This is a genomic window from Alteromonas hispanica, from assembly GCF_010500915.1.
In the GTDB taxonomy this organism is placed as follows: Bacteria; Pseudomonadota; Gammaproteobacteria; order Enterobacterales; family Alteromonadaceae; genus Alteromonas; species Alteromonas hispanica.
The window spans coordinates 106,743-128,690 of sequence record NZ_JAAAWP010000001.1 but is presented as its reverse complement, the minus strand read 5'-3'; the positions used below and the strand labels follow the sequence as shown (position 1 = coordinate 128,690).

Below are 21,948 nucleotides of genomic sequence, written 5' to 3'. Positions count from 1 at the left end.
TGTATGAATCGCTAAATATCGCAAAAAGCCCCGTTACTGCGGGGCTTTTTTTATGAGAAAATACAACAACGTGAATGGTAAAGGAATTGATGCTTAAGGATTTGATGGAAAAGGAATTTACGTTCACAGCTAGATTAACGTCATACCCATAGATATTTTTGTGTTTTTATAGCGCGGCAGTAGTTGAGTACAACTGACGCCCTAAAAATAGCGAAGCAGAAAAAAGTAAAACAAAAGAGTGTCTATGCGTATGCAGTTAGCAAATAACATCGAGATTATCTATTAATGAATACACCTTGGTATAAACAATTTTGGCCCTGGTTTCTTATCGCTGTACCTGTGATAACAGCGGTTATGGGCGGCGTACTTTTAAACCTTGCGATTTCAACCGAAGACAGTTTAGTGGTTGATGACTATTACAAAGAAGGTAAAGCTATTAATGCTCGTCTGGATAAGGAAGATGTTGCTCGCAGACTTAATATGACGTCAGATCTCACTATCAACGATGGCAGTATTGCGCTGGAATTCCATTCTGGTATTCCAGCAGAGGGCAATGCCTTAAAACTTAATTTCTACCACGTCACGCTAGAAGAAAAAGACGTAAGTACCCTACTCAGCCGCGACGCCAACGGTATTTATCGCGGTTACATAGAAGAGAACTTGGATGGAAAATGGAAGGTATCCCTAACACCTGTAGATGAAAGCTGGAAAATTGAGAACACACTGATACTTCCTAATACCGACGTTATAAAGTTTAATCCTTAATGAAAGAGACCAACTGTTATCACTGCGGTTTACCCAATGATGACGACAAATGTTATGAAACTGTTGTACTGGGTGCAACCAGGCAAATGTGTTGCCCTGGTTGTCAAGCCGTTGCTGAAGCCATTGTTAACAACGGCCTAGAAGATTATTACCAGTTTAGAACAGAGCCCGCGCAAAAATCGGATGATAGCATTCTCGACACTCTCGATAGACTAAAAGTGTACGACGACCCAACCCTTCAAGACGAGTTTGTTTACGACGAGGGGCAGCACAAGCAAATTCAATTAACTCTCGAGGGTATTACTTGTGCTGCGTGTGGTTGGTTGATTGAAAAGCAACTCGCTAAAGTGAACGGCATACAGCAGGTGGCTGTTAATGTTCAAGAGCGTAGAGCATTAGTCACTTGGTCAGAATCAAAAATTAAGTTAAGCCAAATTCTCTCCACCTTGAAGCGAATTGGATACTCCGGTTCTCCCTTCCACCCCGACGAGCATGAAGCCAGTTACAAACGTGAAGAAAAGGTATTTATTAAAAAGCTTGGTTTAGCCGGCATCATGACCATGCAGGTAATGATGCTAATGACAGGCCTTTACTTCGACTGGTTTGGCGCTATTGAATTAGAAACTCGTCAATATTTTTACTGGGTAGCCTTAACGCTAACCACACCCGTGGTGCTGTATTCGGGGAGTACTTTTTATGTGGGTGCAGCAAAAGCCTTAAGCGCCAGAACCGTGAATATGGACGTGCCAGTCACAATTGCCATCTTCGGCACCTACATTGCGGGCATTCGCTCTACACTGCTCGAACAAGGAGAAGTGTATTTTGAGTCTATCTGTATGTTTATATTTCTGTTGCTTCTAAGTCGATTTTTAGAGCACAGAAGTCGCCATCGTGCCGCACAGATATCTGCAAATATGATGCAATATATTCCAGTATCAGCAACTAAATTGCTGCCCGACGGAAGCATGAGTGAATGCTTGGCAAAGCAGCTTAAACCCAATGATGTGGTGGTAATAAAACCGGGCGCTACCATTCCTGTTGATGGGCTAGTTGAAGAAGGTAGTGCCTCTGTCGACGAATCTATGCTAACAGGAGAATTTGATCCTGTCGTAAAACATGCCAAAAGTACCGTTTACGGCGGCACAATTTGCCGTGACGGGACGCTAACGGTAACGGTTACACATACACTCAAAAATGCCTTGGTAAATCAAATAATGCGCCTTCAGGCCAGCGCCATGGCAAGTAAACCAAAAGCTGCGCAACTGGCCGATGAGTTTTCGAGATACTTTGTCAGTGCAGTCTTGTTAATCGCATTATTAACCTATAGCTACTGGACCTATAACGGCAATGCTGACGCTTTTTGGATCACCATTTCTGTATTAGTTGCCACTTGTCCTTGTGCTCTAGGCCTTGCTACGCCTTCTGCATTAACCTGCGCAATGGCAAAACTCAACAAACAAGGCATTCTGTTAAAAAGGGCTGATGCCCTAGAGCAAATTACTACGATAAATACCGTTGCTCTTGATAAAACCGGTACTCTCACGCAAGGAAAGTTTAACATCAAGCAAGACTGGTACGCAGACACGGTCGACAGCACCAAAGCGTGGGAAATTGCGGTTGCTCTAGAATCTCGTTCTGAGCACCCTATTGCCAATGCCTTCTCTGGCAATGTATTACATAGAGTAAGCCAATTTTCAGTCACTCCGGGCGGCGGAATTAGTGGCGAAATAAACGGCGCTAATTTTACAATGGGTTCGGCGGCATTTTGTGAGATAAGTCCCGAGTCGTTGCCGATATCAGCCAATGTATATTTAGCCACAGACGGCAAATTAGTAGCGGCGTTTCAAGTAAGCGATAGTCTGCGGAAAGACGCCAAAACAACATTAGATGCACTTGCCGTTCATCATGACTTGGTCGTGTTAAGTGGCGATACACAACAAAACGTAAACGAACTTACCGCTTCCCTACCCGTTTCGATGGCAATGGGTGGACTTACTCCTGAGCAGAAATTTGAAGAGGTACGGCTGCTTCAGTCACGCAATAAGAAAGTGATGATGATGGGAGATGGTATTAATGACGCTCCGGTTCTTGCCAGCGCCGATGTAGCTATTGCGGTAGGCAATGCAACGGATGTAGCTAAAACTGCCGCAGATGTTATTCTACTTGGCGACCAGCTTCTTTCCGTCCCACTGTTAATTGAAACTGCCCACAAGGCAAAAACGAAAATTCGTCAAAATATCGGATGGTCTGTGCTGTATAACCTGATCATTCTACCGTTTGCGGTTTCAGGGCTTTTGTCGCCGTGGATGGCCGTTGTTGGCATGTCATTAAGCAGTATTATTGTCGTTACCAATTCAACCCGATTATTGAGCAAATAGCATGAGCATTATTTATGTACTTATTCCTATCGCTATTATTATTGTCGCCCTTGCCGTCGTAATCTTTTTTTGGGCGGTAAAATCGAATCAGTTTGAAGACCTAGATCGACAGGGCTACAGTATTTTGTTCGACGACGACCTCTCACCTGAGGAAAAGAAACTCGCAGAACAGCGCAAGAGAATTCAGCAAGAAAACGAAAAAAATGGATCAGATTAGCTATCTTTCTGCATTCCTTATTGGACTAGCTGGCGGGGTTCACTGCGTTGGTATGTGCGGGGGCATAGTATCTGCCTTGCGCATGGTAACTCCGAAAGATAAGCCTGCACTTCTTTTCACCCTTGCTTACAACAGTGGCCGTATTGTTAGCTATACACTTGCTGGTGCGATTACCGGCGCTCTTGGTAAAATAGCCACCGATTTTGTACCATTAGCGAATTACGTCCTTTCTTTGCTAAGCGGTGTGATGCTTTTCCTACTTGCTTGCTATTTAGGGAAGTGGTGGACTGGATTAACAGCGCTTGAAAGTGCAGGAAAGCATCTATTTAAATATGTTCAGCCCATTTCAAAACGCTTTCTCCCTTTTAAAACGCCCTTAAGCGCAATACCTTATGGCTTTCTTTGGGGGTGGTTACCCTGTGGGCTTGTATATTCCACTTTAACTTGGTCTCTTGCTGCAGGCTCTGCGATACAAGGAGCTGGAATTATGTTCTTTTTTGGTTTGGGCACATTGCCAACATTACTTGCTGTGGGCGCTGGCAGCCAGTATATTGTGAGAGGCTTTAGACACATTATTGTGCGTCAAGGTATTGCATCAGCCATGGCCTTGTATGCAGCTTATCTTATTTATAGCGCATTATCTTAAATGGTGTTGTAACATATACCCATGTTCATCCTAAGAGAATAGAAATTATGAGCAAAGGAAGCGGATTCTCTATCCACTGTCAAAACTGCAGCTTTAGTCATTTATGTTTGCCAGTGGCTTTGAATAAGACAGAAATCGAATCGTTAGACGATATCATTGAGCGTAAAAAGCCTCTGCATAAAGGCGACACGCTAATAAACAATGGCGATACCTTTACTTCATTGTTTGCAGTAAGAACAGGCTCGTTTAAATCATTTGTTACCAATTCAGACGGCGAAGAGCAAATTACTGGCTTCCATTTTCCTGGTGACATCGTCGGTTTCGATGCACTGCGCGAAAGTAGGCATCAAAGTTATACTCAGGCGTTAGAAACCGCCATGGTTTGCGAATTACCCTACGAAACACTAGATGAGATGGCAGTTCAGTTTCCTAAATTACGCCATCAGATTATGAGCTTTATGAGTGCTGAGATAAAACAAGATCACGACATGATCATGATGCTCAATAAACGAACAGCCGAAGAGCGCCTGCTCTATTTCATCTCTCACCTTTCTCAGCGTTTTGAAGAGCGTGGTTTTTCACACCGAGAGTTTCATCTTACAATGACCCGTAATGAAATTGGTAATTACCTGGGTCTTACCATTGAAACCATTAGTCGTTTGTTAAGCCGTTTTCAAAAAGAAAAGCTGATAAAAGTAGATGGTAAACTGATTACTATTCTCGACTTCGATGCTATTGATGGCAAGGTAACTGCGCTAAAAGGCCCCAGTATTGTTTGCAACGGTTAACAGCTTAACCGTTGCAACTGTTAAAATATTGATCTAAAACAACCCACACTTTCGCTATTGTCTATTACACTTAATGTATTGCTTCATAAGAAGGAGACATTATGATTGAGTGTAATCACATTTTGGCAATTGTTGATTCAGAGCGAGATAATCAGCCCGCATTAAGTCGAGCTCTTGAACTTGCCTCTAAAACCGGCGCCACCGTGACTGCCATGATGGTAGTTTATGACCTCTCTTATGATATGACGACCATGCTTAGTCCCGACGAGCGGGATACCATGCGAGACGCAGTGACAAAGGATCAATCGAAGTGGCTTGGGGAACAATTAAAGGAACAAGGCTTTTCCAACATTGATATTGTTGTTGAGTGGAATAACAGAGCCCACGAAGCCATCATTTACTACGCACTCAATAACCAAATAGACTTAGTGGTTAAAGCAACGAAAGACCACGACGACATCGCCTCAGTGTTGTTTACGCCAACCGACTGGCATCTAATGAGAAAGTGTCCTCGCCCTGTTCTCCTTGTAAAAGAGCACGACTGGCCGGAAGATGGCGAAATAATAGCTGCAGTGAATGTAGGCAGTGAAGATGAGGAACATGCTGCACTCAACGACAAAATAACCGTGATCGCAAACGAGTATGCAAGGCTGTTAAAAGGCCACGTTAACTTAGTGAATAGTTACCCTTCCACACCGTTGAATATTGCCATTGAGGTGCCAGAGTTCGATTCTGACAAATATCACAGCGCAGTTAAAAATCATCATCATGATGAAATGGACAAACACGCGGCGAAACATGGGGTTGCTCCTGACAAATGTATCGTAAAAGAAGGTTTACCTGAACGCGTTATCCCTCAAGTTGCCAAGGACATAGATGCCGAACTGGTGATCATAGGCACGGTAGGACGGGTTGGTATCTCTGCCGCGCTAATAGGCAACACCGCAGAGCACGTTATTGATGCTCTTAACTGTGATGTATTAGCGATTAAACCTAACGGGTTTGTATCGCCTTATACGGTCTAGCAGCGCTGAGATATTTGTTTCTCCCAATCGGTTGAAGAAATTCCGGACACAACCGTAGTTAACAAAAGCCGCTTTATTGTATAATGGCGGCTTTTACACGAACCAAGTTAGTTAATTATGAGTTTAGGCACTAACGGCGCTAATACGTCGTCTTCTGCTGCGCAGGAAAGTAAGCAAAAGCACAGTTTCAATAAGCTACAAAAGCGTCTTCGCCGTAATGTGGGTAAAGCGATAGCCGACTTTGGCATGATTGAAGAGAACGACAAGGTAATGGTGTGTTTGTCCGGTGGCAAGGACAGCTATACCATGCTCGATATACTTATGTTCTTAAAGCGTGTTGCGCCTATCCACTTTGACATTATCGCGGTAAATTTAGACCAAAAGCAGCCTGGCTTTCCTGAACATATCTTGCCTAATTACTTGGACAGCGTAAATGTAGATTACAAAATAGTGGAAGAAGACACCTATTCCATTGTTAAAGATAAAATTCCAGAGGGTAAAACCACGTGTTCGCTTTGCTCAAGATTGCGCAGAGGTATTCTATATCGCACGGCAAAAGAACTTGGTGCAACAAAAATAGCCCTTGGCCATCACCGCGATGACATGCTGGAAACTTTCTTTCTCAACATGTTCCATGGTGGGAAGTTAAAATCAATGCCGCCAAAACTAGTGAGTGACAATGGCGAACACATTGTTATACGTCCTCTAGCCTACTGCACAGAAAACGATATTAAGGCGTATTCCGAAGCCTCCGATTTTCCCATTATTCCCTGTAACTTATGTGGTTCGCAAGAAAATCTGCAGCGACAGCATATAAAGGGTATGTTGCAAGATTGGAACGCACGCTTTCCTGGCCGCATTGAGTCTATGTTCAGTGCACTTCAAAATGTTGCTCCCTCGCACTTAGTTGACAGTAACTTATATGACTTTAAGTCTATTACTACTCAGGAAGGGCCCGTAAAAGACGGTGATATTGGTTTCGACCAGCCAACATTTAATGCGCCTGATAACGCTCAAATGCCAGACTCTTCTGAAGTTATCGACATAGTAAACATTATGGAACCACGTTAATGAAAATTGGAATTGCATTAGGAGCTGGTGCAGCAAGAGGCTGGACCCATATTGGAATTATACAAGCTCTTGAAAAGCTGGGCGTTAAGATTGACATTGTGGCGGGCTGTTCTATTGGTGCATATGTTGGAGCAGCCTACTCTAGCGGCAAACTAGAAGGCTTAAAAGAATGGGCCTGCTCGCTCAGCGATTGGCAGGTACTTGCACTAATGGGCGTGGGTTTGCGTCGAGGCGGCCTTGCAAGCGGCCAAAAAGTCTTCGACAAACTGGCCAGTGAATTTTGTGTAGACAGCTATGAGGCAATGAACAAGCCTTTCGCTTCTGTCGCCACCGATTTATATACTGGGCGTGAGGTGGTATTCGACTCTGGCCCGGTTGGTAATTCTATTCAGGCCTCTTGTGCTATCCCTGCACTTTTCTCTCCGGTTGCTTACGAAGACCGCTGGCTTGTTGATGGGGCTGTCGTTAACCCGGTGCCTGTGAATTTATGTCGACAGTTGGGAGCAGATTTTGTAATCGCAGTAAACCTCAACGCCGACTTTAGACCTCTTCGCTTAGAAAAACTTCGCAAGGATCACGAAGATAACCAGCAAAAAACCGAAGACTTTTTCACCAAAAGCCAGAACGTTCTCAAGCAGTGGTTTACCCCTGATAGTAAATCGGAAGATGAGTCACAGAACGATGGTCATTCACAAGAAAATAGCGATTCACTGGGCTCTGAGGTTATTGAAAAAGTAGAAGAAGAATTTACCGAAGTACCAGCAAAGGTGAATAAGAAAAACCCGCCGGGTATAATGAGCGTAATGAGCAGCTCATTGGAGATACTGCAGGCTCGAGTAACGCGCTCCCGTCTCGCCGGAGACCCACCTGATATTCTTATAGAGCCTCAGCTCACCGATGTGGGTATTATGGAGTTTCACCGCGCGGAAGAGCTTTGCCAGAAGGGTGAAGAAACCATCACCCGACTCGCAGAACAAATTCGCTACCAGCTATTAACTTGAGGCCATAGCAGTAATACGAAGAGGGGCTTGAGGTAATGACAACCCCCTCGCCTCACTGATCCACTCTTGTTCAAGGTGCAAAACGCCATTATTAATGGTGACACCTTGAGGTGTAGTGTGGTCTAGATTCTCATCCTTAAATTGAATCATCAGCCCTTTTACCGTTGGCATCATAAAAGATAGAAAACTTCCCATTTCGTTGAAAAACGCTTCATATTGCGAATAAATAAACTCTAGTTCCTCTTGGGTGTAGCGGGTTTTGAGATATTCAGGTTTGGTTTCCAATTGAACGGACATGTCGCACACGTTAGCGGCTTCATCAAGGGAAATTCGCACAAGCGCGTCGGCAAGTTTAAGTGCTCTTTCAGTAGGTACGGTAAATCGCCCCTCGTCGCTGACATCTAATGACATCGTTTTTTTATCTGTGACAATTTCAGCACTACTTACGCCACATAAGCGCCCTTCGCCAACGCGAAGAAAACCAAACGCAAACTGCAAAGCTTGGGTGTCTTCGTTATCTAATTTTTTAACATGGCTATAAAACCGGCTATATTCGACGTCAATGGTTTCCGCCTTTGAATCAACCGTCATAAGCCCTAAAAGCAACACCAAAGCTACCCGTATCATTCGCTTAAAAACTCCTCGTTGTACTTGATCATATTTTGTAATTCTTCCACGTATGCCGCTCCTCTCTCAGAGTATTTCATCAGGCCCTCTGCAAGCGCTACGCCACTAATGGCAATTTGATTTGCGCGCAAGCGACTGCGGATTTCGCGCAAATCTTTATAAGCATCATGCCTATTCAAATTACGCATATAGGTATAAGTCGCCTGAGATAAATTTTCGAACTTAGCCACTTCGTGAGATGCGTCATCATTTCGTCTGTTAGGCACAAAACCACAGCCTTTTGTGAAGCACCATAACCCAAAAAAGTTATACCCCTTGCGGGCGAACCTGCTAGTTCCCCAAGCTGATTCATTTGCAGCTTGAACAAGTACCAGTTCCACAGGCAAGACATCAATTTTCTGTAGTAAATTAAGCAGCCTTGTTTTAAGGGGCAGCTCTGCATCAACTCTATATTCTTTTTCTAGCCATGCCAGTCGAGAAATATCTTCTTCGCTAAACGACTCATCTGCCAGCGCCTTGCGATATAAAGTTTGAACATAATGACGCAGCGTAAGCAGATATGCATTTTGTTTTTCTACCTCTGGCCTGAGATAGTCGAAAAACGCAGCCTTCTTTTCTACTATTTGGGTGTATTTAGAAAAGTCTGGTACCGGCTTATTAGCTTTAACGGTTTGCGGCACGTCCAGAATATCTGGCGTACCCTCTTTGAAAATTATCGCGTTGATCACTATGACCGCCAAAACACCCAGTGTTATGAGGACAATCTTAAAGGTTTCGCGTTTATGCATTAAAATTCGACTCTTTAACGTCGCTTCCTGATGTTATTACGTTTGCCCCCTGCTCGCCTACCAGCTCCTCATAAATAAGGCCCATAGTACTGAAATAAAATGGCAAGACCCAAATTAGCGACAGGCCGAAAGTAAGTGGCACTGTGGCAAAGAGAAGAAAAAAGACACCAAAAATCCCCAGCATCTGTTTCCAGTATGCGTTGAATACGCGACAAGAGAGAATAATGGCACTAATTGGCGTTAGTTTTCTGTCTGCAACCAGCATGAGAGAAAACGACGAAGCTAAGTAAAAGTAAACGCCAGGAAGAATAAGCAACACTACACCTAGCTGTACCAAAATACTGTTTATCAACTGTGTTAGCGCTACAAGGAATAAAAGAGGAAAATAAGCGAACACCGAAAATACGGTAGTACTTTCGCCCCTCGCGTGCTTAACACCGGCCATATATAAGCCAGTTATCAGCGGTGAAACCAAACAAATTGCTACAATTTCAATAATTGATTGATGTTCTATCACATAGCTGCCGTCGCCATTAACGGTTATAAAACGCTGAGCAATGACACCCATCACAACAAAAGTGAGAAACATAACAATACTGCTTTGAAGCAAAGGAGAAAAGTTGGCTTTCGTTAACTCAGAAGCTTTTTTCAGCAGTGCTTTCACATCAAAATTATACTGCTTTGCTAATGTCGTGTTTAAGCGATCAGAATTTACGTCTTTCACATCATTCCTATAGTACATACGTGAGAACCGCGCAGAGTATAACAATTCGCGCACATGAATGCTTGTTCGCATACTATTATTCGTTTTTAACCCGCTACCAGCTTAACCGCTAGTCCAACGAGCAAAACCCCCATGGCACGATCTAACCAATAGCCTTTCTTACCAATAAATTCTGCCACTTTTCCCGTACTCAACATGAACGACAAAAAGGAAAACCACAAACCGGTGGCAACAGCCAAGTAAACGCCATAGGCTAACCGCACTTCAAAAGGGGTTTCAATGCTGATGATAGCGGTAAACAATGACAAAAAGAACAAGGTTGCTTTAGGGTTCAGACCATTGGTTAAAAAGCCCATCCAAAGGGCTTTTTTAGCCGAAATCATAGCTTTTGGCTGGTCTTGATCTGAGGTGACTGCGTCATTATTTGGTTTGCTACGCAGTGCACCAAAGGCAAGATACAGTAAATAGGCCGCGGCCAAATAACTGAAGGTTTTAAATAGCCATGGCGTGGTTGCTATCACTACGCTTAAGCCCACCAGAGAATACGCCACGTGCAACAAAATAGCAGCACCAATGCCTACACTAGTGTAAAGCGCAATACGTCTGCCGTAAGCGACACTGTTTCTCACTACAATAGCGAAGTCTGGCCCCGGGCTTGCAACTGCGACAAGATGAACAAGCGCAATAGTTAAAAATTCGTTGAGGTAAGGCATTTGGCTAGTCTTTAAAATCCATATTGTTCAAGTAGTTCATCTACCCACATAGGTACAATTTCTGAAGCTTTACCCGTTAGTGATTCGTCAAAAAGCGCATTAGAACTCCCAGGCTCGAGATTTGCCTCTATCGTATGAGCACCAGTACTCTTTGCTAATTGAACAAACCCGGCGGCCGGGTAAACATTCCCTGAGGTGCCAATAGCAATAAAGATATCAGCATTGGAAAGATGTGCATAAATATCGTCCATGTACATAGGCATTTCACCAAACCAAACGATATCGGGCCTGAGGTTATTGGTGTTGCAACAAGGACATGGCGTTGTATGATCAAATGGCGCTTCCCAATCAAACGTTTTTAGAGAAAACCCACATCTTGCCGAAAGCAATTCACCATGCATATGTAAAACACGCTCGCTGCCCCCTCGCTCGTGCAAATTATCTACATTCTGTGTTACCAACACCATTTTGTCTTGCCACCGCTGCTCTAGCTTCGCAAGTGCATGATGTGCTGAATTAGGCTTTACCTTATCCTCTTGCAGCTGAGCTCTACGCGCATTATAAAATCGGTAAACTAAATCGGGATTACGTTTGAAAGCCTCAGGCGTGGCGACTTCCTCAACGCTGTGGTTTTCCCAAAGACCATCGTTATCTCGAAATGTTTTTAATCCAGATTCCGCCGATATACCTGCTCCGGTAAGCACAACAATATTGGGAAGTGTTTTGTTCAAGGGCATGTTTTGCTCGTTTTGTATGAGAATTTTTGCGAGTGCTAGCCAATGGCTACGGGATAACTCTCGTTAGCGCCCCACTCTGACCACGAACCGTCGTAAACAGATACGTCTTTCGCTCCGCACAGTAAAGCCGCAAAAGCGACCACACAGGCAGTAATGCCTGAACCGCAAGTACATATAATGGGTAGTGACAAATCTATTTTCGACTGGTCAAAAATGCGTTTAAGGGAATCAATCGGAAGGTAGTGTCCGTCGCTGAGCAAGTCGCCATAGGGAATATTAAAAGCGCCAGGCATATGGCCAGATCTTACACCAACACGCGGTTCAGACACCTCACCTCGAAATCGAGGTTTATTTCGTGCGTCTAAAAGCTGCACATTGGATTCAAGCGCGCTAACAACACTATCGGCATTAACAAACCAACCCTCACTAGGTGATGCTTGATACGTTAACTTGCCATAGAACTGTTGCTCAGAAACCGGCAAACCTGCGCTTTGCCATGCTGGCTGCCCACCATCGAGTAAAAATACAGATTTGTGACCAATAGCTTTGAGCATCCACCATACTCGGGGTGCGCTAAAAATCCCTCTGGTGTCGTAAACAACTACTGTTGTGTTTGCAGTTATTCCTGTTTTCCCTAAATACAATGCCAAATTCTGTGCAGATGGCATGGTATGAGGGAGACCTTTGGAGTGGTCGCTGCCCTCACCGTCGAGATCAATATCTACAGATGCGGGCAACACCATCGCATTACGCTTATCGGGTGTTTGCGTGAGCGGGTCGTCCATTAAAGCGCGTAAGAGAGTGACCGGAAGCTCCTGCATTTTACTTGCAAGCTCTCCAACCTGAAGCAACGCTGAAGACATAAATTTCTCCTAAAATTCACTCAATATTGCAACTGCCTTACCTCTAATTACTTAATAAGACAGTTGCAAATTACGTTAATAACGGGCGATGCCCACGCTGACGTTTTTAGTTCAATGCAGCAATCGCGGCATCATAGTTTGGCTCTTCTGTAGTTTCAGCAACTTGCTCGGTATAAGTTACTTTACCTTCTGTATCGATAACTACAACACAGCGAGACATAAGCCCTGTTAATGGCGCAGACTCGAAGGCTACTCCATAGTCTTCACCAAACGATGAGCGGAATGTCGATCCAGTAGTGACATTTTCAATGCCTTCAGCACCGCAGAAACGACCCGCTGCAAATGGAAGATCCGCAGAAACACAAATAACAACCGTATTATCAAGCGTAGAGGCATGCTCATTAAACTTGCGAACAGACGCGGCACAGGTTCCTGTGTCGACTGATGGAAAAATATTTAGTACTACTTGCTTACCTGATAATTCCGCTAGCGTTACTTCACCTAAATCGGCTTTTACAAGGGTGAATGCGGGCGCATTTTCACCAACGCTTGGTAACTCGCCTACTGTTTTTACTTCGTTACCCTGAAAAGTGACTGTCGACATAATTAATCTCTCCGTTTAGCTCGTTGATAAAGGGTGTAAGACACACCGTTTTGATACTAATCGTTTACGCAATTTGCGCTGTAAACGCTCAATACTGTATTGCAGATAATTTTACTGTTGGTTACAGGTTACATAAATAGCTACCTTACCTGCAAATTTCGCTTTCTTACTTGTGCTTTTTTATTTTGTTGCGCTATTTTACTTGAGATGCAGCAAACGCAAGCTTATCTCGTAAATGAGGCTTGCCTTTTACATATTCACGCCGAAAAATACTAAAATACTGGGCTAGCGTTTCTGCCCCCTCTTTTTCTCCAGCCAGTTCAAGCACGCTTATGCCCACTTCTGCCGTACAATGCTGGAAGGTATGACTTGCCTCTCGTAATAAGTAGTCAGAGGTTTCATTCACATTTACCCCTAAAACCGGCAAATTGGCAAGATAAGCACTTTTGCTGAACATTTTTTTTGCTTCACGCCATGTTCCGTCTAGAAAAATGAATAATAGTTTCTTGTTATCACTCTGGGGGGGGTGATTAATACAGTTATCAGCATGCGCGTATTCATGAGGAAACACTACAATAGGCAAATAGCTGGAGTTATTCAGCAGTTCGAGTAATTTAGCTTGAGGCTCTGTGCGATGCCACAAAAAGGCATAATTCTCTTTCACCACATCCGCAATGAGCCTACCCGTATTGGTTGGCTTATAATACTCTCCTTTGTACATGAGAAATACGGTGGCAACGTTAGTACTTTGCGCAGGCTTGTGGCAGCAAATGCAGTTTTGCTTTGGTAACAGACATTCGTCACAGCGTTTTACTTTACTTCCCCTAGCGTGAAAAGGACGCTCAGACTTAAGCAGTTCTTCAGCTCGCAAAGACATGACTGAATTCAACGGTTTACCTACTGAAAAAGATGAAAATAGTGTGCATAAGCGCGAAAGATAGCATATTTGTATCGCAGCATCTTTAGAAGTTGATTTAAAACCTTAAAAGAAATTAATTACATAGAAAACTAAATAGTACTGAAAACTGTAATAACAAGTGAATACCATGTTTTAGGAAGTATTAATGTATTGTGCCGATTGTGAATCCATAGACGACTATTTTTTTGATACCACTCATTTTTGGATTTTTGTTCCCACCCTGGAAACCTTTTCTAAAGTTGCTGGGCTTTGCGGATCTATGGACATCAACGCGGCTCAACAGTCCGATTACTGTATATCTTGTGTAGTTGAACGCCCGGCTATTCAGAAGTTTATTATGTCAATGAATGGTGCGCTTGAGTCAAAAGAAAAAGAAAATACTAAGGTAACAACGGCATGCCACGATGGCGCCCCCTCAATTGACGATATGGGGCGTATAGTGACATTAGAAATTTTGGTTAATCGTTATCAAGCAAAATGGTTAATCGACAGTATTGAAAAAGAACGTTACGAAACTTGGTTTCAGCCTATCATTAACGCGCGAGATGAAAGCGTTTTTGCTCACGAAGGATTGTTTAGGGTACGCGACAGCGATGAGTCTATCGTACCGCCAGCGTTAGCCTTTAAATTAGCAGAAAAATCTGACCTGTTGTTCTCCCTCGACCTAGTAGCAAGACGTTCGGCCGTTGAATGCGCAGCGCGGGGTAAGCTTAATTCCAAGCTGTTTATTAACTTTAACCCGTCAAGCATATACGACCCGTCTTACTGCCTAAGAGCTACTGCTGCAGCAATCAGTGAAATAGGTCTCTCACCCTCTGATATTGTGTTTGAAGTAACCGAAACTCACAGAGCCGACGACCTTAACCACTTAAAGGGGATACTGGCGTTCTATCGCAATGCGGGCTTCCAAATTGCACTAGATGATATTGGCTCCGGTTGGTCAGGATTAAACTTACTTCAAAGTTTACGCCCCGACTTTGTAAAAATAGATATGGAGTTAGTTAGGGGTGTACATAATGATGCTTATAAACAAAATATCGTGAATAGTCTCATTCAAATAGCAAATCGCAGCGGTATAGAGGTAATAGCGGAAGGTGTGGAAACAGAGGATGAAGCAAGCTGGTTAAAAAATGCGAAAGCCGATTATCTCCAAGGCTATCTCTATGGACGGCCTGCCCCGCTGTCAACACAGACCCTGTCGGCTGAAGAAGCGCAGCAAATTGATCAAAAAATGAATCCACTGAAAGCTGCCGCGAAATAAACGTTTAAAATTGAGGCATAAAATAGGTCGAGCGAAAAGACCAATACTATTATCATTACGGTTACGTTTGCGCTTTACAAGCAATGACATAAACGTGGTCCTCTGGGTATTGGTTTTTCTCCAAATGCTGAATGTGTAGCCCGTTTTCGATAAGAAGCTGAATATTTTTGTTCGTACCAATGGAGCTGTAATAAAAGGTGTTACCCTGCATTGTGCCGGTTTGTTCCCCCTCTTCACCGCCAAAGGTGTAAAGCAAAACTCCACCTTCCTTCAAACAATTACAAAGCTTTGTGAGTACTGGCTTTTGCATGCTCAGGGGAAGATGAAATAAGCTATCCCAAGCATAAATATAATCATACTCGTTGTCTGGTTGCCAAGCGCCAATATCCTTATGCAGAAAATGGTGGCTAGGATGGTTGTCTTTTGCCAACTTAATCATCTTTTCAGACACATCAATGCCTGTAAGCAAAAAGCCGCTACGCTCTAATATTGAAATAAATCTGTCGCTGCTGCCGCAACCAACATCAAGCGCTAATGGTGCAGTTTGCTTTCCTTTTCTCTCTGCTGACACAAAGTTAAGCGCATGCTCAAATGGCTTAACACCATATGAAGATGTTTTATGATAAACATGCCACCACGAAGCAATTTTATCGTACTGCTTGCCTGTAAGATGAGGTTCCATAATAAGTTTTGCCTCTTATGCGAACGCGCAATTACCCTAATTCAATGAAAGAGTACGCAATATCTACGCAGACGCAAACTTAAAAAGAAGAAGCCCAAATCCACCGAAAAAAATAACCCAAAATATCGTCATCGACACCAGCGTTTTGGATTGGAACAGAGATTGTAGAAAAGCATACTCAGTTAAAAAGCCTGTAGCTAAAAGCACATCGTTTTTATCCGCTTCCTTGTTGCGTACTTCCTTTTTCTGAGCTTCCTTGTTACTCATTTGCATAGATACATCCATCCGTTTGATTGCTACCTTCATTTACTTTATCAGTAAAAATGATGGGTGCAAGAACCGAGGCTATGTCGCTGCAAAAATATTGAATAGTGATATGGTCTATAACAGGAGTAGTACAAAAAGATGATATGGGAAGAAAACTAGTATTCTTTATATGATTGGTTTTATGAGAATTTATAATGCTAGAAAAAATAAATGGTGCCGGGGCCAACACTGAATCAACCTCATAAGCTTCTGTAATAATGTGGTTTATTCAAGATTTGCTTCTATGTTACTTAGAGTTGTACTTAGATGCAGCAACTTACAACTGCTCCAGAAACTTTTGATATAAAGCTTGACGTACAGTTTGAAAGAATCCAAATCCGTAATAACCTCGAAGGCGGTCACTTCTGTAGAGCGCATGACGGATTTGTTATAAGAATCAAAATGTGTGAGCAAAACACTTACTAATTATCCCAATAAATCTTCCCATCGCTTATTTGCTTTATTATATGCTCTTGTTAAATCTTTTGTTATTATTGGGTACCGGTCATGGTCAGTTTCTTTTCCCCAACCTCCTACGCTATAAACGTGTGATATTTCTTCACTTTCCTTATTTCCTGCTTTTAACCAAAAAATACCTCTATCGCGTCTATCTCCAAACAAAAAATATCGTCCATATTCATTTGACAACGTTCGATCAATATCTTTTTCAGCAATCATTCTATTCGCTTTGAAATCATAAAAATCAGAGTGGTCAGATAGTGGGATAATAGAAGCAGTTTTTTGATCAGGCTGCCCAGTTGACAGCTAAACTCCAGTCTTTTTTCCGTCTTTTTTTAAATCTTTCGCAAGTTGCTGTACCTTTACCCATTCTTCCGAAATGACTTCGTTAGAGTCTGGCTTTACTTCTAGAGATACATCAAACTCAGGTAAATAATTAATTCCGTTACTCAGTTCAATATGCACCTCTTCATAGTGTGTAGTAATATTCAGTTCTTGGAAAAAACAGTCCACCTTGCCTCTGTTCGAGATCTATATTTTAAACCGTTCCAAACTTAAGGTGTTGCCGGTTTCCTATCTGCCATAACTTTTAATCCATTTTTTCGACTTTATTTACTCATTAATAAAAACTTGATTATTTTGTAAAAACACTCTCGCACTGACGAATTAAACCTTTCAATTCATCATCGTTCACCGATATCCCTTGTTTAATTCCGTCTAGTACCGTTTGATTTCTCGCTTCAAGTAATGAATGTGTTTCATTTATATTATCAACATATAATTCAAAGTACTCCTGTGAATACTTTTGCATTTTCCTTAAAAAGCATTCTGCATATTTATCCGCAAAAATTTTGAGATCTTCTTCGTCTATGCTGTTAATGCCCTCCGAACCACCCATTATATTAAGCATAGAATCACTAATAAGTGATTTGGCGTTTTGCTCTTTATTCAGAGAAGATTGACGCTGACCGTTTTTATTTTTTTTGTCCTTGCACTGTTTCAGAATCATTGAAATTAATTTTTCTCGTGCATCCTTATCATTAAATAAAGTTTCACCGATTCTATACATGTCGTGATTGGCATAACGAAGTAAACTTTCATTGGTAGGCTCTAGTGGACCTTCTTGAGATAATTTTTCAGTTATAGCCTCGAGCGAAGCCTCTTCACTCATTCCATCAAGTCTATTATCTGCAGCAGCACGCCGATAAATCGTTTCTAGATGGCAAACTACAATTTCAGCCAGTTCTGCAACTTTCCCACCACTCACCTCAATATTTTTTCTTGTTGCGGCTTTAAAGCTATTCTTTAATTTTTCAGTCTTGATAATCTTTTCACCTGATACATCAAGCGTAAAGGACTCTGCTCCCATTAAATGTGCAAACGCAATATTTGATATCGGATAAAACAATAAATCATCAACAGTGTCAGCGAGTTTCAACCGGTCCTCAATACCGTTGACCGACAATGGCAAAATTTTTTTATCGTCATCATTATCAAGGTTATTAAATACACCAAAATAGATATACTTGGGTTGAGAATTATAAATAATAACGCTTAACGTAAAGTCACTATCATCTACTCCATTCAGTATAATGACATTTTCATCCTCCTCAGACGTCGTCTTTGTCCACGAAAAGTCATGTGTTGTGGCCACAGCGGGTTGCATCAATATAAACATAATGAGTAGAAAAGATGTGCGTGTCATAGGCTGTCCCTGTTTTGTTTAATATCCTCTAAGTGAATACGCTACATATAATTTTTTGAATTACAATAGCTGAAGCTCAAGTGTGGGGCTCTTGCAATCTACTTCACTAAACATCACCGAAAAATATGTAATAACCATACCTTAGATTATGGCAACAACTTCTAACTAATAGATTCATCGCTCAAGCACTCTATTTTTTATCGAAAATCTAGATGAAGAACGAAGTTAAAAAAGTGTTTACCGCTCACTTCGCTGGCCCCAAAATCATAATCTTTAAATTAATAAACCAAGTAACCGGCATCAGAAGGCTTAGCATGTAGAAGAAACCCGGAATATTAGTGTTAATCGAAAAGCTTATGTAGCTTGAACGCCGCTTCACGTCAAAGAGGTTAATCATAAGACAATATCCAACAATCCTATCAGGGTAGCCCTTGCGCCCTGAAACGGCAAGAGACGCCCGACATACAGCATAAAAATTATGTAGATGTTAAAACCGAGAAAGCCGTATTAGAGTTCTCACGTGAACAACCTCAACTCAGTCAACATGAGTTAGTGCTTAGGATATATGAAGCACTAGATATTGATATTAGTCCTGATGACTTGCACTATTTGTAGTTAAGAAATGATATAGAGACTATGGCTCTGTAGAACAAAAGAGCATAATTTACGCAAGAATCCGGATAAACCATAGCAAGGTAAAAGATTAGCTGATTCAAGACGGCCAATGGCAGTTAATGCTATTAAACTTGACAATGCAACTAATTGTTAATAGAGGCTTTCTCGATTAAAGTTAGAAATTACTTTGTATTCTATGTACTCATTAGTCGCATTAATTATTTCAAGCCTAACGCCTTTATAGCCCACTACTCTTGACTCGCTGAGGTCGTATGAAACGTCATTATTAAAAGCGGGCCGAGCAATATTGTTTGAAAATTCACGATAGCCCAATTGAATTACCTCTCCTGATTTTCCACTGTAAATAAGCGTTTGTTGAAAGGCGTTAGTGCTTAAGATTGGTTTTCTCTCTTCTCTAAATGTGATTTCGTCATTGCACATATAACCACCATACACCGACACCCCGCAAAGCTCGCTGTCATCTTTATCAACAGCTAACGCCTCAAACGGATCTGCAAGTGGGGACACGTTCACTGTACCGGACCCTGACTCTGAGTTTTTAGGAAGGTAAAACTTAAATTCTTTATCTTCTCCTACTTCAAGAAACATCACTAACAACATGTTTCTTATGAGGAAAAAGCGCTTAAAGGATTTTATCACATATTAGGAATGCTGCCCGATGCCGGACTTGAACCGGCACGCTGTTACCAGCAAGGGATTTTAAATCTATAGAACGGCCTCTCCACCTGTAAATTTCAATAACTCACGATGTCACAAAATCCCACACTTGGGATCAAAAGTCACAAAAAAGACACCAGGACACAGTTTCATTACTAGCTGTTCTATCATTTGCGAATCGATTATCATCAATCTAGTCTAACCGATTAACTGAAAGGACATGCTGCACTATGGAAGATCGAATTAATTGTGAATCGGAAGATAAAAAATCCCCATCAGAGCGTTTATTTGATAGCAATGCAAAGGTACTGATTTGGATTGCTATCGGTTTCTTTGTTTTCAGCATTGTTATTTATGGCGTTAGGTTTTGGGGCTATCAATGGGGAGAGACTGAGCAATTTTCGCAATTTGGTGACTTCCTCGGAGGCACCCTCAATCCACTCCTATCGTTCATAACAATTTTATTGCTAGTTTTATCGATCAGATATCAGCTTGAAGAATTAAGACTCACTCGATTTGAAATTGGCAAGCAACTCGAAGAACAGCAAGCGAACAATGATATTCAGCTGAAAATTGCTGAACTAAACGAAAAGTCTTTGATACTCCCTGCACTTGCTGAAAGCATCACGCGATGAAGCAATGCTATCGAACAGTTCACCGCTTTAGAAATCGAACAAAACATGTCAACTTTAGACTCTGAGAACGGCGTGTCTATGCAACTCAAAGTTCACAAGCCCAGGGGTGCCGGTGATAAAACAACATTGAGAGAACTTGTATCGTTTTATATCGATGACAGCGTTGCGGATGAAATTGTTATTGAAAAGAAGTTAATACCGACTTTCATCTTGTTTCTGTCTGAGTCCAGTAGAACACTCCAATTACTCAAAGATTATCTCGCGAATGGCGGCTCAAAGTATCTTGCCCATGACCTAGGTATCGAAATAACAAAAATATGCCTCTTATTAAAAGATTGCAATGACGAACGTCTTTCAGGTTGGGCTGAGAAGATGACTGGGCAGTTTCATACCTTTACTCGAGATTATTTCGAATCAATTGAATACAACGAATAATGGCGCGTTATAGGGCACAAAATGCCTGTGTCCGTCACAACCTCCCAGCTGTGGGAAGGATTTGCGGAGATATGAAATCCTCAAACCATTATTCACTAATTGATTTTAATGAATAAGAATGGTGCCCGGGGCCGGACTTGAACCGGCACGCTGTTACCAGCGAGGGATTTTAAATCCCTTGTGTCTACCAATTTCACCACCCGGGCATTGGGTTGCTTTTCAGCGAGGTGTCAGGCGTAGAACCTGATGTGGCGTTGCAGATTATGGAGGCGGAACCCGGAGTCGAACCGAGATCCACGGATTTGCAATCCGCTGCATAGCCATTCTGCCATTCCGCCTTAGTAATCTGACTGCAATAAACTGTGACTAGTGTCAATCTTTCTATTACTTTTTCCAGCGATTTTGGAGCGGGAAACGAGATTCGAACTCGCGACCCCGACCTTGGCAAGGTCGTGCTCTACCAACTGAGCTATTCCCGCACTCTTAAATCGTACACTTCGTTTGGGTTATGTCCTCTCGAAATGTGGGATGCATTCTACCTACCCAATCAAAACTGTCAATACGAAAAAACGTTTAAATTGAGATAAATGCGTGTTTTTATGATCGTTTGCTATTTTTTTATTCACTTTGGTTAAAGCGCGATCAATTTTGTTTTTACGCACCGCCTTTCAAGTGTGGCCAGGCCGCTTTTGTATAAACAAGCATTGACCAAATTGACAGCACCGCGGCGATATAAAGTAAAATATATCCTAGGGTTACCCAGTAAATTGGAAAGCCCATAAAGGTTTCTAAGCCTGAAAGTAAGCCAATAAGGGCTAACATTTGAGCTGTAGTTTTTGCTTTACCAATAAATGATACTTTCACAGCATCGCGTACACCGTTTGAGCCCATCCATTCACGCAGTGCAGATACGTAAATTTCACGAACTAATAATGCCACGGCTGGAAGTGTTACCCACAAAGTTGCATAACTATGAGTAATCATGAGAAGTGCCGTAGCTACAATAAGCTTATCTGCTACAGGGTCGAGAAAGGCACCAAACGGCGTCGATTGCTGTAACTTTCTTGCTAAATACCCATCAAACCAATCGGTAATGGCCGCAAGCCAAAATACAAATGCCCCCGCCTCGTGAGCCCAACGCCAATCTAGAAAATAAACAACCACGAAAACAGGAATTAAAATTACTCTGAACAAAGTAATGCAGTTTGGAACATTCCACATAAAAGATATATCTCAGTTTTGCCCTAGGGGCATTTTTAGCGCTAGCCTTTTACGGCTTTAATTTGTCTACACCTTACCTTAATTT

At 42.2% G+C, this 21,948-nt stretch carries 26 protein-coding genes and 3 tRNA genes; 11 read left to right on the top strand and 18 right to left on the bottom strand.

The window, feature by feature from the left end; all coding sequences use genetic code 11:
• The first annotated feature begins 285 nt into the window (after positions 1-285).
• The 8 genes from GTW09_RS00605 (at position 286) to GTW09_RS00570 (ending at position 7,891) form a co-directional block, all read left to right on the top strand.
• Entirely contained in the window at positions 286-765 is a 480-nt protein-coding gene (locus GTW09_RS00605) for a FixH family protein (protein WP_071978974.1), read from the top strand.
• Positions 765-3,143 carry a heavy metal translocating P-type ATPase gene (locus GTW09_RS00600; protein WP_163109195.1) on the top strand — a complete coding sequence of 793 codons (2,379 nt, stop codon included), beginning with the start codon at positions 765-767 and terminating at the stop codon, positions 3,141-3,143. Before GTW09_RS00605 ends, GTW09_RS00600 begins: the two co-directional genes overlap by 1 nt.
• Before the next feature lies 1 nt (position 3,144).
• Positions 3,145-3,360 (top strand): cbb3-type cytochrome oxidase assembly protein CcoS, encoded by a 216-nt coding sequence (gene ccoS, locus GTW09_RS00595; RefSeq protein ID WP_071978976.1) that lies wholly within the window; start codon positions 3,145-3,147, stop codon positions 3,358-3,360.
• A complete protein-coding gene (locus GTW09_RS00590; protein ID WP_163109193.1) occupies positions 3,347-4,006 on the top strand; it encodes a sulfite exporter TauE/SafE family protein in 660 nt (219 codons plus the stop codon). Before ccoS ends, GTW09_RS00590 begins: the two co-directional genes overlap by 14 nt.
• A gap of 47 nt (positions 4,007-4,053) precedes the next feature.
• Complete coding sequence (fnr, locus tag GTW09_RS00585; RefSeq protein ID WP_163109191.1) at positions 4,054-4,794, top strand: fumarate/nitrate reduction transcriptional regulator Fnr; 741 nt, start codon at positions 4,054-4,056, stop codon at positions 4,792-4,794.
• Positions 4,795-4,895: 101 nt separating this feature from the next.
• Complete coding sequence (gene uspE, locus GTW09_RS00580) at positions 4,896-5,819, top strand: universal stress protein UspE (RefSeq protein WP_163109188.1); 924 nt, start codon at positions 4,896-4,898, stop codon at positions 5,817-5,819.
• 117 nt (positions 5,820-5,936) lie between these two features.
• The gene (ttcA, locus tag GTW09_RS00575; RefSeq protein ID WP_163109186.1) at positions 5,937-6,890 is read left to right on the top strand and encodes a tRNA 2-thiocytidine(32) synthetase TtcA; all 954 of its coding nucleotides are present in this window, start codon (positions 5,937-5,939) and stop codon (positions 6,888-6,890) included.
• Positions 6,890-7,891, top strand: a complete 1,002-nt coding sequence (locus GTW09_RS00570; RefSeq protein ID WP_163109184.1) for a patatin-like phospholipase family protein — start codon at positions 6,890-6,892, stop codon at positions 7,889-7,891. Before ttcA ends, GTW09_RS00570 begins: the two co-directional genes overlap by 1 nt.
• On the opposite strand, the gene GTW09_RS00565 is transcribed toward GTW09_RS00570, so the two are convergent.
• From GTW09_RS00565 to GTW09_RS00530, 8 genes are all read right to left on the bottom strand, one after another.
• Entirely contained in the window at positions 7,883-8,518 is a 636-nt protein-coding gene (locus tag GTW09_RS00565) for a DUF2987 domain-containing protein (protein WP_100971848.1), read from the bottom strand. The two genes, GTW09_RS00570 and GTW09_RS00565, sit on opposite strands and share 9 nt — an antisense overlap.
• Positions 8,515-9,306 (bottom strand): glucosaminidase domain-containing protein, encoded by a 792-nt coding sequence (locus GTW09_RS00560; protein ID WP_163109182.1) that lies wholly within the window; start codon positions 9,304-9,306, stop codon positions 8,515-8,517. The genes GTW09_RS00565 and GTW09_RS00560 overlap by 4 nt, the downstream gene beginning before the upstream one ends.
• On the bottom strand, positions 9,299-10,030 hold the full coding sequence (locus GTW09_RS00555) for a stress protein (protein ID WP_071981167.1): 732 nt from the start codon (positions 10,028-10,030) through the stop codon (positions 9,299-9,301). The genes GTW09_RS00560 and GTW09_RS00555 overlap by 8 nt, the downstream gene beginning before the upstream one ends.
• 86 nt (positions 10,031-10,116) lie before the next feature.
• Positions 10,117-10,743, bottom strand: a complete 627-nt coding sequence (locus GTW09_RS00550) for a LysE family translocator (protein ID WP_071978984.1) — start codon at positions 10,741-10,743, stop codon at positions 10,117-10,119.
• Between the two features lie 11 nt (positions 10,744-10,754).
• Positions 10,755-11,498 carry a Sir2 family NAD+-dependent deacetylase gene (cobB, locus tag GTW09_RS00545; protein ID WP_338024915.1) on the bottom strand — a complete coding sequence of 248 codons (744 nt, stop codon included), beginning with the start codon at positions 11,496-11,498 and terminating at the stop codon, positions 10,755-10,757.
• 17 nt (positions 11,499-11,515) lie between these two features.
• Entirely contained in the window at positions 11,516-12,343 is an 828-nt protein-coding gene (locus GTW09_RS00540; RefSeq protein ID WP_163109178.1) for a sulfurtransferase, read from the bottom strand.
• Between the two features lie 106 nt (positions 12,344-12,449).
• Positions 12,450-12,947, bottom strand: coding sequence for a thiol peroxidase (tpx, locus tag GTW09_RS00535; RefSeq protein ID WP_163109176.1), 498 nt, complete (start codon positions 12,945-12,947; stop codon positions 12,450-12,452).
• 193 nt (positions 12,948-13,140) lie between these two features.
• Entirely contained in the window at positions 13,141-13,824 is a 684-nt protein-coding gene (locus GTW09_RS00530; protein WP_163109909.1) for a tRNA-uridine aminocarboxypropyltransferase, read from the bottom strand.
• A gap of 187 nt (positions 13,825-14,011) precedes the next feature.
• Between GTW09_RS00530 and GTW09_RS00525 the strand changes: the two genes are divergently transcribed.
• Positions 14,012-15,127 carry an EAL domain-containing protein gene (locus GTW09_RS00525; RefSeq protein ID WP_163109174.1) on the top strand — a complete coding sequence of 372 codons (1,116 nt, stop codon included), beginning with the start codon at positions 14,012-14,014 and terminating at the stop codon, positions 15,125-15,127.
• Between the two features lie 61 nt (positions 15,128-15,188).
• On the opposite strand, the gene GTW09_RS00520 is transcribed toward GTW09_RS00525, so the two are convergent.
• The 6 genes from GTW09_RS00520 to GTW09_RS00495 form a co-directional block, all read right to left on the bottom strand.
• Positions 15,189-15,809 (bottom strand): class I SAM-dependent methyltransferase, encoded by a 621-nt coding sequence (locus GTW09_RS00520; RefSeq protein ID WP_163109172.1) that lies wholly within the window; start codon positions 15,807-15,809, stop codon positions 15,189-15,191.
• A gap of 63 nt (positions 15,810-15,872) precedes the next feature.
• A complete protein-coding gene (locus GTW09_RS00515) occupies positions 15,873-16,115 on the bottom strand; it encodes a hypothetical protein (protein ID WP_163109031.1) in 243 nt (80 codons plus the stop codon).
• A gap of 426 nt (positions 16,116-16,541) precedes the next feature.
• Positions 16,542-16,793, bottom strand: coding sequence for a hypothetical protein (locus GTW09_RS00510; protein WP_163109170.1), 252 nt, complete (start codon positions 16,791-16,793; stop codon positions 16,542-16,544).
• An 87-nt stretch (positions 16,794-16,880) separates the two neighbouring features.
• On the bottom strand, positions 16,881-17,087 hold the full coding sequence (locus tag GTW09_RS00505; RefSeq protein WP_163109168.1) for a hypothetical protein: 207 nt from the start codon (positions 17,085-17,087) through the stop codon (positions 16,881-16,883).
• Positions 17,088-17,208: 121 nt separating this feature from the next.
• Positions 17,209-18,279, bottom strand: coding sequence for a hypothetical protein (locus GTW09_RS00500; protein ID WP_163109166.1), 1,071 nt, complete (start codon positions 18,277-18,279; stop codon positions 17,209-17,211).
• A gap of 765 nt (positions 18,280-19,044) precedes the next feature.
• Entirely contained in the window at positions 19,045-19,515 is a 471-nt protein-coding gene (locus GTW09_RS00495; RefSeq protein ID WP_203565573.1) for a hypothetical protein, read from the bottom strand.
• Between the two features lie 287 nt (positions 19,516-19,802).
• Here GTW09_RS00495 and GTW09_RS00490 point away from each other — a divergent pair, with 287 nt between their 5' ends.
• Both GTW09_RS00490 and GTW09_RS00485 read left to right on the top strand, forming a co-directional pair.
• A complete protein-coding gene (locus GTW09_RS00490; RefSeq protein ID WP_163109162.1) occupies positions 19,803-20,207 on the top strand; it encodes a hypothetical protein in 405 nt (134 codons plus the stop codon).
• Positions 20,208-20,252: 45 nt separating this feature from the next.
• Positions 20,253-20,642: a hypothetical protein gene (locus GTW09_RS00485; protein ID WP_163109160.1), complete on the top strand. Its 390-nt coding sequence runs from the start codon at positions 20,253-20,255 to the stop codon at positions 20,640-20,642.
• A gap of 119 nt (positions 20,643-20,761) precedes the next feature.
• On the opposite strand, the gene GTW09_RS00480 is transcribed toward GTW09_RS00485, so the two are convergent.
• The 4 genes from GTW09_RS00480 to pgsA form a co-directional block, all read right to left on the bottom strand.
• A tRNA-Leu gene (locus tag GTW09_RS00480) sits at positions 20,762-20,848 on the bottom strand.
• Positions 20,849-20,906: 58 nt separating this feature from the next.
• Positions 20,907-20,980: transfer RNA gene (locus GTW09_RS00475), tRNA-Cys, on the bottom strand.
• Between the two features lie 65 nt (positions 20,981-21,045).
• Positions 21,046-21,121: transfer RNA gene (locus tag GTW09_RS00470), tRNA-Gly, on the bottom strand.
• Between the two features lie 175 nt (positions 21,122-21,296).
• The gene (gene pgsA / locus GTW09_RS00465) at positions 21,297-21,863 is read right to left on the bottom strand and encodes a CDP-diacylglycerol--glycerol-3-phosphate 3-phosphatidyltransferase (protein WP_071978991.1); all 567 of its coding nucleotides are present in this window, start codon (positions 21,861-21,863) and stop codon (positions 21,297-21,299) included.
• Between the last annotated feature and the right edge of the window lie 85 nt (positions 21,864-21,948).